The sequence below is a fragment of the Streptomyces sp. NPDC047515 genome (assembly GCF_040643055.1).
Lineage (GTDB): Bacteria > Actinomycetota > Actinomycetes > Streptomycetales > Streptomycetaceae > Streptomyces.
The window spans coordinates 35,016-48,838 of record NZ_JBEYTM010000012.1 but is presented as its reverse complement, the minus strand read 5'-3'; the positions used below and the strand labels follow the sequence as shown (position 1 = coordinate 48,838).

Sequence of the window (13,823 nt, the reverse complement as noted above, 5' to 3'; positions counted from 1 at the left end):
CTGCTCCGGCACGCCTCCTTAGCTCAGCTGGCCAGAGCAACGCACTTGTAATGCGTAGGTCGTCGGTTCGAATCCGACAGGGGGCTCTGAGAAACCCCAGGTCACATAGCCCGTGACCTGGGGTTTCTGCTGTTCCGGGGCTGGTGTGCCGGATGGCCGGGGCGCGGCGGGAGGGCCTGCGTGAGCGGTGCGTGAGCGGAGCCGCTCAGGGACCCCTACTTCTTGGGCTTCCGGCGCTTGGCCTTCACGGCCTCCTCGGCCTGGCCTTTCGTCTTGTTGCTCGGCTTGCCGCCCTTGGCCCTGTCGGCGTTCTTGGCCGGAGCCTTCTTGCCCCTCTCCTTCTTCGCGGCCTTGAGCGCCGCCTTCTCGGCCTCGGCCTTGCGCTGGAGGGGGACGAGCTTCGCGGTGGCCTCGGCGGCGCTCCTGCCGACGTGGGGCAGGACGCTCTGGTAGATGTCCCGTGTGATCCGGGTGTCGCTGTGGCCGAGGGTGTCCGACACGATCTTGATGTCGATGCCGGCGGCGAGCATGAGCGTCGCCGCGCCGTGGCGGAGGTCGTGCAGGCGGATCGGCGGGAGGCCGGAAGCGGCGACGAGGCGCTCGAAGAGGTCGGTGACCTTGCCCGGGTGGAGCCAGGAGCCGTCTTCCTGGGTGAAGACGTGGCCGGTCTCGACCCAGGCCGTGCCCCACTTCTCGCGGTCTTGGCCCTGCCGTTCGCGGTAGCGCTTCAGGACGTCGACGGTGTCGTCGTCGAGGGCGACCACGCGGTAGCCGCTGTCGGTCTTGGGATCAGACGCCTCGATTTCCCAGCCGTCCTGCACGAGTTGGGAGGAGACGGTGAGGGAGTGGGTGTCGAGGTTGGTCTCCGACCAGGGCTGGCCGCACGCCTCGCCCCGGCGCAGACCGCGGAAGGCGATGAGGTGCCACATCGCGTACAGCCGGTCCTCGGCGACGAAGTCGAGGAAGGCGCCGGTCTGCTGGGGTGTCCAGACCATGACGGGCGACGGCTTCTCGCCCGTCTGCTCCCACTTGGTGACCCGTTCGTCGGTCCACACGAGTGCCTTCGGCTTGCGCACGGGGTCGATCTCGACGTGGGCGGCGGGGTTGAAGGTGATGATCTGCTGCCCGATCGCGTCGTTCAGCGATGCCCGGAGGGTGGCCTTCACGTGCTGGCGCGTGGCGGGTCCGGTGATGCGGCGGAAAGGCGGCATCTCGTCGATGGCGGCCTTCACCGCCTTGCGTCGGGCTCGGTTCTTCGCCCCCTTCCACGGCACGGTCGCCAACTCGTCGATCGCGGCTCGGCGCTGGGCGTTGTCCTCCACGATCTGGGCGTTGGCGTCGCGGATGTCGGTGAACATCTCGCTGAGGTGGCTGACGCGCAGCCGGTCCAGACGCCGGTTGCCGATACGCGGCTTCAGGTGCATGCGGATGTCGGTCTCGTAGCGGTTGAGACCGGACTTGCGTATGCGCTTGCCGGCCAGCCACCGGTCGAGCCACTCGGCGACGGTCAGGCTGCCGATGAGGTCCTGGCCGGAGTTGAGCCGCCGCCGGGTCTCCTCGACCTCCGGCAGGGGTGCCTTCTCGCCGCTGACTTCCGCGAGCATGGCTGCGATCAGCTCCGTGCCCTCGCGGTCGTCGGCCTCGGCGAGGCCCAGGAGGGCACGGACGTGGTCGAGGTCGGCCTGAGCCGCCTTGAGGCTGCTGTATCCACCCCGTGCGAAGGAGCGTCGGCTGCCGTCCTCGCGGGAGGGTAGTTCCTGGCGTATGGAGTACGTGCAGTGGTTCCTGGTGCCGCGCTTGGGGCAGGCGGTGCCGAGTTCCCTGCCGGTCTTCGGGTCGCGGCAGGAGCAGCGGCGGTAGGTGGAGCCCTTCAAATGTCCTACTCCTCGGTGGTGTCGGGGAAGTCCTCCGGCGCGTCGACGTCGGAGAGTTCGGCTGCGAGGTACGGGGGTGTGCCGCCGTCTTCGCGGATGTCGGCGCGTGCGGTACGCAATCCGTGCTTGGCGCGCGCGGCTTGTCTGGCGTAGTCCTCCCGGGTGAGCAGGGCCTCTGCGCGGGTGGCGGGGTTGTTCGCGGTCTTGGCCTTCCACCGCTCGTACTCCTCGCCTCTGAGGGCGGTGAGCGCGGCGTGGTGGTGGTTGGCGTGCGCCCGGAAGTTGCGCAGCATCACGGACTCGGTGTCCAGGGCGTCGGGGATTTCGCCGGTGAACCACTGCATGGCGTCCCAGGTGGGCCGAGGGTCCTCCAGCGGTTGTTGCTGGACGTGGCCGACGTACCCGACCGGGTAGATGAGGCAGATCGGGTGGGTGTCGAGGGCCATGGCCAGGACCATGACGTCGACGAGGGGCAGGGTGGAGCGGCGTCCGGACTCCATGTTCGCGATGACGTTGCGGGGGATCGGGTGGCCGAGGTCCGCGCACCGGTCGGCCAGGTCCTGGGCGCTCATGCGCAGTTCCTTCCTCCGTCTCCGTACCTCGTCGGCCACGGTCGCCGTGACCTGGTCCTCCCACAGGGGGGCGTCGCCCCCGTCCTCTCCATGGTGAAAATCACGTTGTGTCATGGAGACACATTAGCTCGATCATCCTGGATGTACTGGCCTGGAGACGGACGCGATCGCCGTGTTCGCCGAGGGCTCGTCATGGACGGAGCATGGATGCGCGAGAACCAGGACCTTGAGCGGGAGCACGGCATGAGCCGGGAGGAGTTGCTCGCCTTGCCAGTAGCCGTTGACCTGGAGACAGGGAATCGGGCGCTGGGGCTGGGGCGGAGCAAGGGATACGAACTGGCCAAGCGGGGCCAGTACCCGTGCAAGGTGCTCCGATTGGGCAATGCCTACCGGGTGGTGACTGCCGACCTGCTCGACCTGTTGGGCCTGACCGCATGACGAGGCGAACGCGGTGCGGGCGATTCTGCGCTGAGCTGACACAGAAACGCTGGACTGTGCCCGGACGTGGACGTACTGTCCGTGGTCCCTCGCGATCACCCGATGCCCGCGAGACGCGAACGGGCCCCCGGCGGTGCAACGCCGGAGGCCCCAGCAACCCCGAACGGCCCGTGAAGAACCAACCCGGCGGCCAGGGCGTGCAAGCCCACAACCGCCAGACGAGGAGCTGCCCCGTGGAACACGCGGGAGTCGAACCCTATTCCGAAGCCGCCAAGTCCGCGTGGCCCCCGGTCGCCGTACCCGGACGGCCCGCCCACCTCCAGGACGACGAATCCCAACAGCACCCCGACCGTCGCACCCAGTGCGCCGTCACGGCACAATCCCTTGCCTCGGAGCCGACGCCCGATTCGGAGCCGACACCAGGCTCGGCGCTGCTGGAGGAACTGCGCTCCCAGATAGCGAAGTTCGTGATCCTGCCCTCCGCCGAGGCGCTGGACGCGGTGACGCTCTGGGTGGCCGCGACGCACCTGCAACCCGCCTGGCAGCATGCACCGAGGCTCGCGGTGGTGGGCCCAGCCAAGCGGTGCGGCAAGTCGAGGCTGCTCGACGTGCTGACCGAGACGGTCCACGAGCCGATGATCACCATCAACACCACGCCGGCCGCGGTCTTCCGGTCGATCACGGAGGAACCGCCCACGCTCCTGGTGGACGAGGCGGACACCATCTTCGGTACGCCGAAGATGGCGGAGAAGAACGAGGAGATGCGCGGCCTGCTCAACGCCGGCCACCAGCGCAACCGCTACGTCACACGGGTCGTCGGCAACGACCACACCCCGCACCGGTTCGCGACGTTCGCGATGGCGGCGCTGGCCGGAATCGGCGACCTGCCGGACACGATCATGGACAGGGCCGTGGTGATCCGCATGCGGCGCCGGGCCGAGGGCGAGTACGTGAAACCGTTCCGCTCACGCCGTGACATCCCCGTCCTGCACGAGCTGCGGGACCGGATAGCGCAGTGGGCCAAGCCGCACCTGGAGGTCGCGGCACAGCGGGAGCCGGACATGCCTGTGGAAGACCGGGCCGCCGACACCTGGGAGCCGCTGGTCATCATCGCGGACCTCGCCGCAGGCCCCTGGCCCCGCCTCGCCCGTACGGCGTGCGGACGGATGGTCGCCACCGAGGTCGAGGTGGAGGAGGATCAGCCCGGCGGAGCGCGGATCCTGGCCGACATCCGCAGGGCCTTCGCCGCTCAGCGCGAGCCCGACAGTCTCACCACGGAGGACATCCTCCGCCTGCTCCGCCAGGACCCCGAAGGTCCCTGGGCGGAATGGGGACGCGACGGGCTCACCTCCCGCCACCTGGGAGACCTGCTGCGCGAGTTCGGCGTCAAGCCCGGCAACGTCCGCCTCGCCGACGGAACCCAGCGCAAGGGATATACGCGCAACAAGTTCCTCGACGCGTGGCGGCGCTACTGCCCCACCGTCCACCCCGTAGACCCTGGGGGCGGCGCCCCCGAGGCGGGCTGAGCCCCACACCCCCGGATGCCGTCCCTGCCGTCCCTGCCGTGATCCCGCAGGTCAGGCGGCCTGCGCTCAAGACGGCAGACGCGGTTCAAGACGGATGAGCGACCTGGTACGGCGTGATCGTCCCCCAACGGGGACCGGATCCGTTTTGTGCCGTCCCAGGCGTCCCCGCCGTACCGCCGCAGGTCACAGCCGCACCGGCCGGGACGGCAACCCGAAGTAGAGCCGTCCCGGCGGCCAAGGGCACAAAGCACCCCGCCCGCCGGCCGGGACGGCCCGGTGAAACGGCTGCCGTACCGGCCCTGACCTGGGCTTGCAACGGCCAAGACGGCCAAGACGGACCACCAGACCACGAACCACAGGAGCGCCCGCTTGTCCCTCCCGGTCCTTCCCTCCCTCTCCTCCCACCGCACGTCCAGCCCACCACCCCACCGCCCGCAGCCCGCCAAGTACGCCCCCGAGCGGTACGCGCTCGGCGCCGCCGGGGCCGTCATCGTGGCCCTGACTGCCGCCGGGTTTTGGCTCTCCTACGCCCACCTCGCCGAGGTCGCCGGACAGCACGGTCTGGGCAGCTCGCCCATCCGACAGTGGGCGTGGCCCGCGACCTTGGACGCGTTCATCGTCGCCGGCGAACTGCTCATGCTCAGGGCGGGCCTGCGCGCGGTCACCGACGGCTGGGCCGTCGCCCTGACGGCCACCGGATCGGTCGGCTCTATCGCGCTCAACGTGGCCGGAGTCGGTGGCACGGGCCGACCGGGCCCCGTGCCCGTACTCGACTACGTCGTCGCCGCAGTGCCCCCGACCGCCGCCCTGCTGGCCTTCGCCGTACTCATGAGGCAGATCCACCAACTCGTCGACCGAACCACCACCGCAACCAAGGCAGAGCCCGCCCCGCTGCTCGAAGCGTCCGCCGGGCCTTCCGACCAGTACCCCGACCCCTTCACCGAACTTCCGGCGGGCACTTTCGCTCAGCGGGCGGAAGAACAGACGCAGCCGAGCGGCAAGCCACGCAGCGGCCGTCCGGCCGGCGCGACGGTCGAGGAACTCGTGGAGATCGGAAGGGCCGCCGCGGCCCAGGGAGGGAGGCTGACCCGTGAATGCGTCCAGCGAGCCGTACGGGCCAAGGGACTTACGGTCGGCGGCAAACGGCTCACCGAGGTGATGAACATCCTCCGGGCCGAACCCGCCACCACGAACGGCGTCGGGCCGAAGGACGGCTGACCGCCCGGCCGGTGGGCGCAACCCGCGCGCTCACCGGCCCCGGCCCCTCACCGCCCGACTGTGTATCCACACCTGTGGACGGGACGACGGCCACTCACGCCGCCGCCCCGCCCGCACCACTACGGAGATCCGACCGTGACGTACGACCCGCACCGCCCCAAGAACAACCTGGCCGAACCGCAGCCATCGACGAAGCCGACGAAACCGACCACGCCACTGGAACGTCTGCGCCGGGCGTTCGGACGGGCGGCTCCTGGCGGAGCCAGTAGTACCCCGGGTCCGACTCAAGGCCGGTCTTCGGGGATCTCCGCCCCGGGGGTGGCGGAGACGGCCCGGCGCCAGGGGGCGCCGGACCGGAAGTTCGGGACCGAGGGCGGCCCTGAACTGGACGAGCTCCACACCGTCCAGCAGCAGATCCTCCACACCGAACCCGCCCCCGAACCGACAGCCGGTGAGCGAGCGGTGCAGAGCTTCCAACCGACGATCCGCCGTTTAACCGGCACCAAGCGAACAGTCCGTGTCGGCCCGCTGCGCTTTACCGGAGACGAGCACAACGAGCTCCAAGAGGCCGCCGCCGAGCACGGCTACAAAGGGGAATCCGGCTTCGCCGCCGACATCGTCCTCGCGTTCGTATCCGGCAGGTTCACCGCCAATCTGCCGCTGTCCGAGGACCGCCGCCGCACCCACATGTTCCGCGCCCAGGTACTGCGCAAACTCAACCGGATCGGTGTCAACGTCAACCAGATCGCCCGCGCCCTCAACAGCGACCTCACCCCACCCGACGTACGTCACCGTCTCGACGAGCTGTACTACCTGCTGGAACTGATCGCCGAGGCCCTGCGCGAACCCGCCGACCCCAGGAAGGACCAGGCCGCGTGATAGCCGCCATCAAACCGGCCGGAGGCAACACCCGCGGCCTGCTCGCCTACCTCTACGGCCCCGGCCGCCACGACGAACACCTCGACCCGCACGTCGTCACAGGCTTCGCCGTGCTCGGCATGCCCGACCCCGGCCGGAACCCTGACGCCACCCTCACCCAGCTCGCCCGCCACCTCGACGAGCCCGTCCAGCTTCGGAACAGCGAGTTCGGGAAGAAGATCACCGACCACGTCTGGCACTGCCCCGTTCGCGCAGCCCCCGAAGACCGGCACCTCTCCGATACCGAGTGGGCCGACATCGCCCAGCGCATCGTCGAAGCCGCCGGCATCGCCCCTCCCGGAGACGACCTGGCTTGCCGGTGGATCGCCGTACGCCACGCTGACGACCACATCCACATCCTCGCCATCACCGTTCGCGAGGACGGCCGTCGGCCCAAACTTCACGACAGCGGCATCCGTGTCGGTGACGCCTGCCGCCAGATCGAAGCCGACTACGGCCTTCGCCAACTGAAGAAGGGCGACCGCACCGCCGGACGCCGGCCAACCCAAGCCGAGATGCACAAGGCGGAACGCCTCGGCTGGGAGCAGACCAGCCGCGACTGGCTCCAGGACCGCATCCGCACTGCCATCCCCCATGCCAGCAACACGGAGGAACTCCTCGCCTATCTCGAAGCCGACGGCATCGCGATCAAGCCTCGCCGCGGACCGTCCGGAGACCTCCTCGGCTACTCAGCCGGCCTCCCCGGCGATCTCAACAAGGACGGCGAACAGATCTTCCACCCTGGCGGCAAGATCGCCCCCGACCTCACCCTCCCCAAGCTCAAGGCCCGCCTGGAAACCACCGCACCAGAGGAACACCCCACCGCGCGCCGAGAGCGCCCCACCACCCCCTGGTACCAGGCCACCGACGCCCTCGACACCCTCAACTCCGACATGACCGATGACACCCACGCCCAGGCTCACATCACGGCGCTCGGCGAACTCATCGAGGCCACCTCCCAGAAGGCCCCTGACCACTTCCGAGCGGAACTACGCGCTGCCTCAGGCGCATTCACCCGCGCCCAGCGCTCCCAGATCCGAGCCGAAAACCAGGCCGCCCACACCCTGCGCCGCGCGGCCCGCGACATCGCCCACACCGCCACCGGCCCCGAAGGCAGTGTCTTCGCCGCCCTGCTCGCTGCCCTCGTCTGGGCCACGATCGTCGCCGCACGCTGGCACGAGGCCAAGAACCACGCCCACCAGGCCGAAGCCGCCCGCCAGACCCTCCACCACCTTCAGACCGCCGCCGATCACGCCCTCACGCCCGTCGTCGACAAGCTCACTGCCCGCCAGCCCACCGACCACACGCGCCGCACCCTGGTCCACGACGTGCGCGCCGCCATTCCCGACCACGCCGACCGCATCCTCACCGACCCCGCTTGGCCGGCTCTCGCCACCGTCCTCGCCGACGCCGAAGCCGGCGGCCACAAACCCCACCAGCTCCTCAAGGAAGCCGCCGCCCAGCGTGAACTTACGACCGCCCGCCAGCCCGCCCGCGTCCTGATCACCCGCATCCAGCACACCAGCCGCAAGCCCGCCCCGAACCCTCGCGCTGAAGCCGCCCGCCGCCGCTCTACGCTGTTGAGTGGCACAGGAAGCAGCCCCAGCTCAGCGGGGGGTATCTCAGCGGGGCCCGCGGTTCGTCGAGCGGTCCGCCCAAGGCGCTAGCTCATCGACCAAGCGTGAGCACCGGCGTCTTCCAGACCAAGGGACTGTCCGAGGCCGTCGGTATCGTCGCCTTCGTACGGCTGGCCGCTGACGGGAGTCGTGGAGCGATTGTGGAGGGAGTCCACGTGAACACGGTCAAAGCACGGGTTTGGCGATTCGAACCGCGGTCAAGCGGGCAAGGCGCTGCGTGGATCGTCGGGAGCGGGCAACTGCCGGTCGGATTGGCTCAGCTGGTCCACATCAATGCACTGGCCTGCGACCTGCAAAGCGTCGTTGACCTTCAGACGAAGGAACTCGAGGCCCGCCTCCTTCTAAGTTACGTCGATGCTCCAGGAGGGAGCTCCCTCCAGCTCGATCACCAGTCTCTTATGGCGAGTTCACGCCATATACGCAGCTTCGTCAGCGAATGTGCGGGGCTTGGGCTGCTGACCGCAGCGAGTGAGGCCCTGTTCTCGTGGACGGACGGGACCCACGAGCTGCACAGCTTTGATGCTCTCCCGCGACCTCTCTCGAAGTCCTATCAGGGTGGTGGCGTACGCCCTGATCTGTTGTTCCATGTTCCGGAGGGGCCAATCGCGGGAGAGGCTCGTGGGCGGTACCGCAAACAGAAGGCGCTGTTGCCCAAGCGTCTTCTCGCAGAACAGCGACGGCGACTCGCTCAGCTCACGAACTGGTCGGCCGCGCACGGCGACCACTCCTATTTCATGAGCTGGGTCTACGTCGGTCCGGCGGGGGTGGCGGTGGACATCTTCATCCCCGAAGCCAGCGGATCGGTAGACACATTGCTGAGCGACTGGGCAGACACAGAGGACGGGGACAGCCAGGAGCACCCCTTCTACTGGGGCGATTCAGAAGCGCATGCAGCCTCTGGCACCAACGTTCCCTCGACGAATCAGCAGTCCCCGACGGGTCCGACGAATCAGCAGTCCCCGACGGGAGCGGTAGGCAGAGGTGTTGCAAACGGGGAGACCAAGGGGATCGAAACACTTGGGCTCATGGTGGATGAACCCACACGGCCGCCCCAGGAAATCGCAGAGGAAGCGATGAGCAGGCTCTACGTAACTGCCCCTCAATCAGAGCAAGAGGCCACTCTCGCAGGAATTTCGGTACGTGGCCGATGGGTACCGGCTGATGCCTTGGGGCCCGCGAAGCACGAGGTCTTGGTCGGAGTACTTGCGGAAAGGCCGCCCCGGCAGGTGGCGATCCGAGAGAGAATGGCACGGTCGGAAGGACGGTTCGACGTGTGTCTCGACGGACGACTTCTCACTGTCGTACGACCCGTCGCGGCACCAAAGCCGGGGTGGCGCCAACTGGAGCGAGCGCTATTTGATCCCCGCTAGCCTCGAAGCTTAGTGACGGTCCGCCGACGGAGTCGGTGGACCGTTTTCGTTCTGCGGGCTGAGGCTGTGCGGGCCGAAGACCGGAGCGTCGTCTCGGGTGGCGTCGAGTCCCACGGCTCCGGGTGTTGAGGTGCGGTCGAAGGGATGGAGGATTGGCTGGCCCGCCACGGCCGGGCAGCTGGGTGAGCCGGTCGAGGGCTACGGTGATGTCACCGGTTCAGGGCCAGTGCCGGGCCAGGGTACTGGCGGAGCAAAGATCCGGAGGAAGCCTGCAGGGCTTCGTGGTCAGTCGGGGAGTGTCGATCGTGATATACGACCCGGCGTATGGGCAGGCGGTAACCGCGGGTTCGGGGCATCCCTCAGGAGTTCAGGGCCCCGTCAAGGTAGTTCTGTACCGGCTCGAACAGTCCGTACGGCACGTACTCCGGGATGTCGCCGTGGGCGACCCAGGCAAGCTCGGCCAGCTCCTCGGTATCGGCGACGTGAGCTGTGCCGCCCAGAATCTGGCAGGCGGTGTACGACATGAGGCGGCCCGTCTTGGGGTGAACGCGCTCGCCGAGCAGCTTGACCGCCTCCACGGTCAGCCCAGTCTCCTCCTGGGTCTCCCGTACGGCGGCGGCCTCACGCTCCTCGCCGGGCTCGACCTCACCGGCAGGGAACTGCCAGGAGAGCTGCCCCTCGCTCACCCGGCGGCGGACCATGAGCACACGGTCTTCGTGAACGACGATGGCGGCGGCGATGCCCGGCCGCTCGTCCGTGGTCTGCTGCGTCACGTCTGCTCCTCCAGGGCGGCCAGGATGGGTGGGAAGATCGTATCGACGGAGATGAAGCGGGGCACCGCGTTTCTGGGCACCCACATCACGTCGATGTTCTCCGCGGTATCGCTGTTGGTGGCTTCGCCGGCCAGGTACTCGCAGAGGAAGTACTCACACAGGACGCCGGTCGCGGGGTGAAGGCGGTTCCCGAGATGCTTGCGTACCGCGCAGTGGACCCCTGTCTCGTCCAACGTCTCGCGCACAGTGGTGGTCTCTGCCTTACCGCCGGGCTTGATGACACCAGCCGGGAACTGCCAGGTGATCCCCGCGGCGTCGCTGTCCCGCCGGCAGACCAGGAGGACGTCGCTGTCGCGGACGACCACAGCGATGGCCACACGCAGTGCCTGCGCGCCGGGTGGAACCGAGTCTGACGGTGCCTGCTCCTTCGCCAGCAGAAGCGCGAAGCGCTGACGCGCGGCGGGCGGGGCCTGCTCGTGGGCCGTGTCTAGCAACTGCTGCATCTCCCGGCGAGGCATGACAGACGCGTCGCCATGCCAGGTCGCTACCGTCCTGACGGCAATGCCCAGGTGAGCGGCGAACTGTTCGTTCCCGAGCCGCAGGGCGGACTGCAGCAGGCACGCGTACCGGCCACTCCAGCGCTCGACCACGTCCACAAGGACTGTCCCCTCATTGCTGTCTCAGTGCAGGAACCCCGTCCGCCCGGACTGCACTCCCACTGCACCGGCACTGCATGGCCTCGCGCGAGGAGCCCCGGAAGAATCGAAGTCACCGGGGGCCGAGGAGCCACTGCCCATAGCTCGGCTCCTGGGAGGCGTACAAGAGGCGCGAGAGCGCCGGACGACCACAGGGAGATTCTAGGTGCGCATGCTCAGCGGATAACAGATAAAGGCAAGTTGGCCAGATCAGGACGCTGGCGAACCGGTCGCCGTTTCCTCACGGATGATCGCCCGCCCGGGGCCTTGCCCGCACGTCTGAACCACCCGGTCAGCGCCGGTAACCTCAACGGACGACGGCTGATAGCACGTCATGTTCGTTATCTGGCAAGGCGAAAGGGAAAGTCAATGGCCGAGGTTCAGGCACACACTGTCGAGCGCACGCTCGTCCTGCTCAAGCCCGATGCGCTGGCGCGTGGCCTGGCAGGAAGGGTCATCTCGCGGTTCGAGGACGCGGCACTGAAGATCGTCGGTACGAAGATGAAGTGGATGGACGAGGAGTTCACCCGCAAGCACTACTTCGACCTGGAGGAGCGGCTGGGGGCCGAGGTCTACAACGTCACCTCGACGTTCATGCAGCAGGGGCCGGTCATCGCCCTGGTGCTGGAAGGCTTCGACGCGATCGCGACGGTCCGCAAGATCGTCGGTAGCACGTACCCGAACCAGGCTCCGGCCGGCACCGTGCGGGGAGACCTCTCCCACTACAGCTCGGCGGCCAGCATCGCCTCCGGCAAGGCGGTCGCGAACCTCGTGCACGCCTCCGGAAACGCGGAGGAGGCCAAGCAGGAAGTGGAGCTGTGGTTCGAGAAGGACGAACTGCAGGACTACAAGACGCTGGCCGAGATCTACACCTACTAGCAACGGGTCACGGCGTCACTGCGGGGACGCCTGGGCGTTGATCACCACTGGGGCACGACCGTTTGAACCGAGAGGGCACCATGACCAACCAGACCCGCCTTGCCTCCACCGACGAGCTGGAGTCGATCTTCCAGCGCGAGCTGGCGACCGACCGCTGGGCGGCCACCGAGACCGCGTACGCCTTGGCCGTACGCCATCGAGACCTGGGTGATTGGCCCGCGTCGCGTGAGTGGGTCGAGCAGTGTCTGCGTCTGCTGGAGGGCTTCCCCGGCGAGACGGAGGAGCAGGTCGCCACCGGCCGTACGTCGGTGGGAGGTGTCTCGCTGCCGACCTACCTGCACGCGGGTGTCGTCGAGGCGCGCTTCGGCGACCTCGGCTGAGACCTACCGATTCACCTGGGTGACGCGGCCAGCACCCGCATCGGCCGCATCACCCAGGTTGACCACCAACCTCATAGCGGCGCCCGACCGGAAAGCCCCCGCACGGCAGGGTCCGGCTGGCTTCGCCATGCCTGAAACGAGGAGACAGGCCCGTGGCCGTCGAGATCGAGATGCGTGCCCGCTTCACCAAGGAGATTCACGACCAGCTCGTCACCCGCCTGAAGACGGACGGCGAGGACTTGGGCCCCGACGACAAGCACATCTACTTCTACGTGCTGCCCGACCAGCTCCTGAAGGTCACCGACAACACCGCCGCCGGCACCGCCAAGATCACCCTCAAGGGGAGCAAGATCGGGCAGGGTGCGGCCTTCGAGGAGACCGAGTTCGCCATCGCCCCCGCCGACGTTCCCGCCGCGGTGAAGGTGTTCAACGCCCTCGGGTTCGAGACGGCCATGCACGAGGCGTTCAATTTCCGTCACAACTTCCGCTTCGACGACGTTGAGATCGCGGTCAAGTGGAGTGAGGCGTGGGCCTACCACGCCGAGTTCGAGGTCCTGCTGGAAGACGGCGCCCCCGACGCCGCTCGTGCCGAGGCTGAGGCCAGGATCACGGACGTCGCCTCGACACTCGGCGTGACCCTGATGACGGAGCAGGAGCTGGCTGACTTCACCGCCGCCTTCGAGGCGGCCGAGAAGGAACGCAAGGAGCGCGAACAGCAGGCCGCGCCGATCCGGTAGGGAACATCACCGCGGAGACCACCAAGGGGGTGGGCACGAGTGAGCACGACCCCGTTGACCGCAAGTCTGATCGACCTGGCTGCCCGAAGGCAGCTCCCGCTCCACCAGCATATGGACCACGCCACCGTCGCGTGGATCAGCGACAACAGGCCCGACGTTCCGCCGACGCCGATACCGGTCCTGCGCCCGCAGTCGAAGTTGCTGCTCGCGCACGGCGGACTGCCGACACGGTGGTGGGCGGACCCCCGGCTGTACACGTCGCTCCACGGCGTGCGGCACGCCATGAGGACTGCGGCGCTCGCCGCCGTCCTCGCTGAGGCGAACGGCCTCGACGACGCCGACGCCGCCACGGCGATCCTCGCCGCCGCCGTACATGACTGCCAGCGGCGCCACGACCAGGACGACCGCGGGCACGGCGCCCGCGCGGCCATATGGCTCGCCGCGAACGCCGACACCGTCTGGGGACACTTCGGCCTCGCCGCCACACCACGGCGGATCGTGCAGGCGGCCACCGCCGTGCGGCTGCACGACATCCCGTACGAGGAGTTCGCGGCCGACGACACGGCCGACCACGCCCGCGTCGAGCGCATCACTGATCTGGTCAAGGCCGCCGACGCCCTGGACCGCTACCGCTTGCCGAAGCTCAAGTGGTGGCCCGACTCCCGGCATGTCCACGAACCCGCCTTCGACCAGCTGCGTGGGCCCGCCTTCGACCTGGTCCTAGTCTCGGAGCGGGCTTACCTCGCCGGGGCCAGCGGTCCCGCAGCCGTCCGCTACGCGCTCGCCGAGAAGGGCCTGGTCTGACC

Annotated in this window: 14 protein-coding genes and 1 tRNA gene; 11 read left to right on the top strand and 4 right to left on the bottom strand. The window is 68.5% G+C overall.

What is annotated here, in order from left to right; genetic code table 11:
• Positions 1-12 precede the first annotated feature (12 nt).
• Positions 13-86: transfer RNA gene (locus tag ABZ826_RS12960), tRNA-Thr, on the top strand.
• Between the two features lie 129 nt (positions 87-215).
• Here the strand turns inward: ABZ826_RS12960 and ABZ826_RS12955 are convergent.
• Both ABZ826_RS12955 and ABZ826_RS12950 read right to left on the bottom strand, forming a co-directional pair.
• A complete protein-coding gene (locus tag ABZ826_RS12955) occupies positions 216-1,874 on the bottom strand; it encodes a tyrosine-type recombinase/integrase (protein WP_361446414.1) in 1,659 nt (552 codons plus the stop codon).
• A gap of 5 nt (positions 1,875-1,879) precedes the next feature.
• Positions 1,880-2,560, bottom strand: a complete 681-nt coding sequence (locus ABZ826_RS12950) for a helix-turn-helix transcriptional regulator (RefSeq protein ID WP_361446412.1) — start codon at positions 2,558-2,560, stop codon at positions 1,880-1,882.
• A gap of 93 nt (positions 2,561-2,653) precedes the next feature.
• Here ABZ826_RS12950 and ABZ826_RS12945 point away from each other — a divergent pair, with 93 nt between their 5' ends.
• The 6 genes from ABZ826_RS12945 (at position 2,654) to ABZ826_RS12920 (ending at position 9,553) form a co-directional block, all read left to right on the top strand.
• A complete protein-coding gene (locus tag ABZ826_RS12945; RefSeq protein ID WP_361446679.1) occupies positions 2,654-2,884 on the top strand; it encodes a hypothetical protein in 231 nt (76 codons plus the stop codon).
• A gap of 233 nt (positions 2,885-3,117) precedes the next feature.
• The gene (locus tag ABZ826_RS12940) at positions 3,118-4,410 is read left to right on the top strand and encodes a DUF3631 domain-containing protein (protein ID WP_361446410.1); all 1,293 of its coding nucleotides are present in this window, start codon (positions 3,118-3,120) and stop codon (positions 4,408-4,410) included.
• A 489-nt stretch (positions 4,411-4,899) separates the two neighbouring features.
• On the top strand, positions 4,900-5,628 hold the full coding sequence (locus tag ABZ826_RS12935) for a DUF2637 domain-containing protein (protein WP_361446677.1): 729 nt from the start codon (positions 4,900-4,902) through the stop codon (positions 5,626-5,628).
• 135 nt (positions 5,629-5,763) lie between these two features.
• Complete coding sequence (locus ABZ826_RS12930; RefSeq protein ID WP_361446408.1) at positions 5,764-6,507, top strand: MobC family plasmid mobilization relaxosome protein; 744 nt, start codon at positions 5,764-5,766, stop codon at positions 6,505-6,507.
• Positions 6,504-8,213 carry a mobilization protein gene (locus ABZ826_RS12925; protein ID WP_361446406.1) on the top strand — a complete coding sequence of 570 codons (1,710 nt, stop codon included), beginning with the start codon at positions 6,504-6,506 and terminating at the stop codon, positions 8,211-8,213. The genes ABZ826_RS12930 and ABZ826_RS12925 overlap by 4 nt, the downstream gene beginning before the upstream one ends.
• 14 nt (positions 8,214-8,227) lie before the next feature.
• The gene (locus tag ABZ826_RS12920; protein WP_361446404.1) at positions 8,228-9,553 is read left to right on the top strand and encodes a hypothetical protein; all 1,326 of its coding nucleotides are present in this window, start codon (positions 8,228-8,230) and stop codon (positions 9,551-9,553) included.
• Positions 9,554-9,912: 359 nt separating this feature from the next.
• Here the strand turns inward: ABZ826_RS12920 and ABZ826_RS12915 are convergent, their stop codons facing one another.
• Positions 9,913-10,326 carry an NUDIX hydrolase gene (locus ABZ826_RS12915; protein WP_361446402.1) on the bottom strand — a complete coding sequence of 138 codons (414 nt, stop codon included), beginning with the start codon at positions 10,324-10,326 and terminating at the stop codon, positions 9,913-9,915.
• Positions 10,323-10,982 carry an NUDIX hydrolase gene (locus ABZ826_RS12910; protein ID WP_361446400.1) on the bottom strand — a complete coding sequence of 220 codons (660 nt, stop codon included), beginning with the start codon at positions 10,980-10,982 and terminating at the stop codon, positions 10,323-10,325. Before ABZ826_RS12910 ends, ABZ826_RS12915 begins: the two co-directional genes overlap by 4 nt.
• A gap of 408 nt (positions 10,983-11,390) precedes the next feature.
• On the opposite strand from ABZ826_RS12910, the gene ABZ826_RS12905 reads away from it, so the two are divergent.
• The 4 genes from ABZ826_RS12905 to ABZ826_RS12890 all read left to right on the top strand — a co-directional run bounded on the left by ABZ826_RS12905 (position 11,391) and on the right by ABZ826_RS12890 (position 13,821).
• Positions 11,391-11,900, top strand: a complete 510-nt coding sequence (locus ABZ826_RS12905) for a nucleoside-diphosphate kinase (protein ID WP_361446398.1) — start codon at positions 11,391-11,393, stop codon at positions 11,898-11,900.
• Between the two features lie 80 nt (positions 11,901-11,980).
• Complete coding sequence (locus ABZ826_RS12900; RefSeq protein WP_361446396.1) at positions 11,981-12,280, top strand: hypothetical protein; 300 nt, start codon at positions 11,981-11,983, stop codon at positions 12,278-12,280.
• A 152-nt stretch (positions 12,281-12,432) separates the two neighbouring features.
• Complete coding sequence (locus ABZ826_RS12895) at positions 12,433-13,017, top strand: hypothetical protein (protein WP_361446394.1); 585 nt, start codon at positions 12,433-12,435, stop codon at positions 13,015-13,017.
• Between the two features lie 39 nt (positions 13,018-13,056).
• Positions 13,057-13,821 carry a hypothetical protein gene (locus ABZ826_RS12890; RefSeq protein WP_361446393.1) on the top strand — a complete coding sequence of 255 codons (765 nt, stop codon included), beginning with the start codon at positions 13,057-13,059 and terminating at the stop codon, positions 13,819-13,821.
• Positions 13,822-13,823 lie beyond the last annotated feature (2 nt).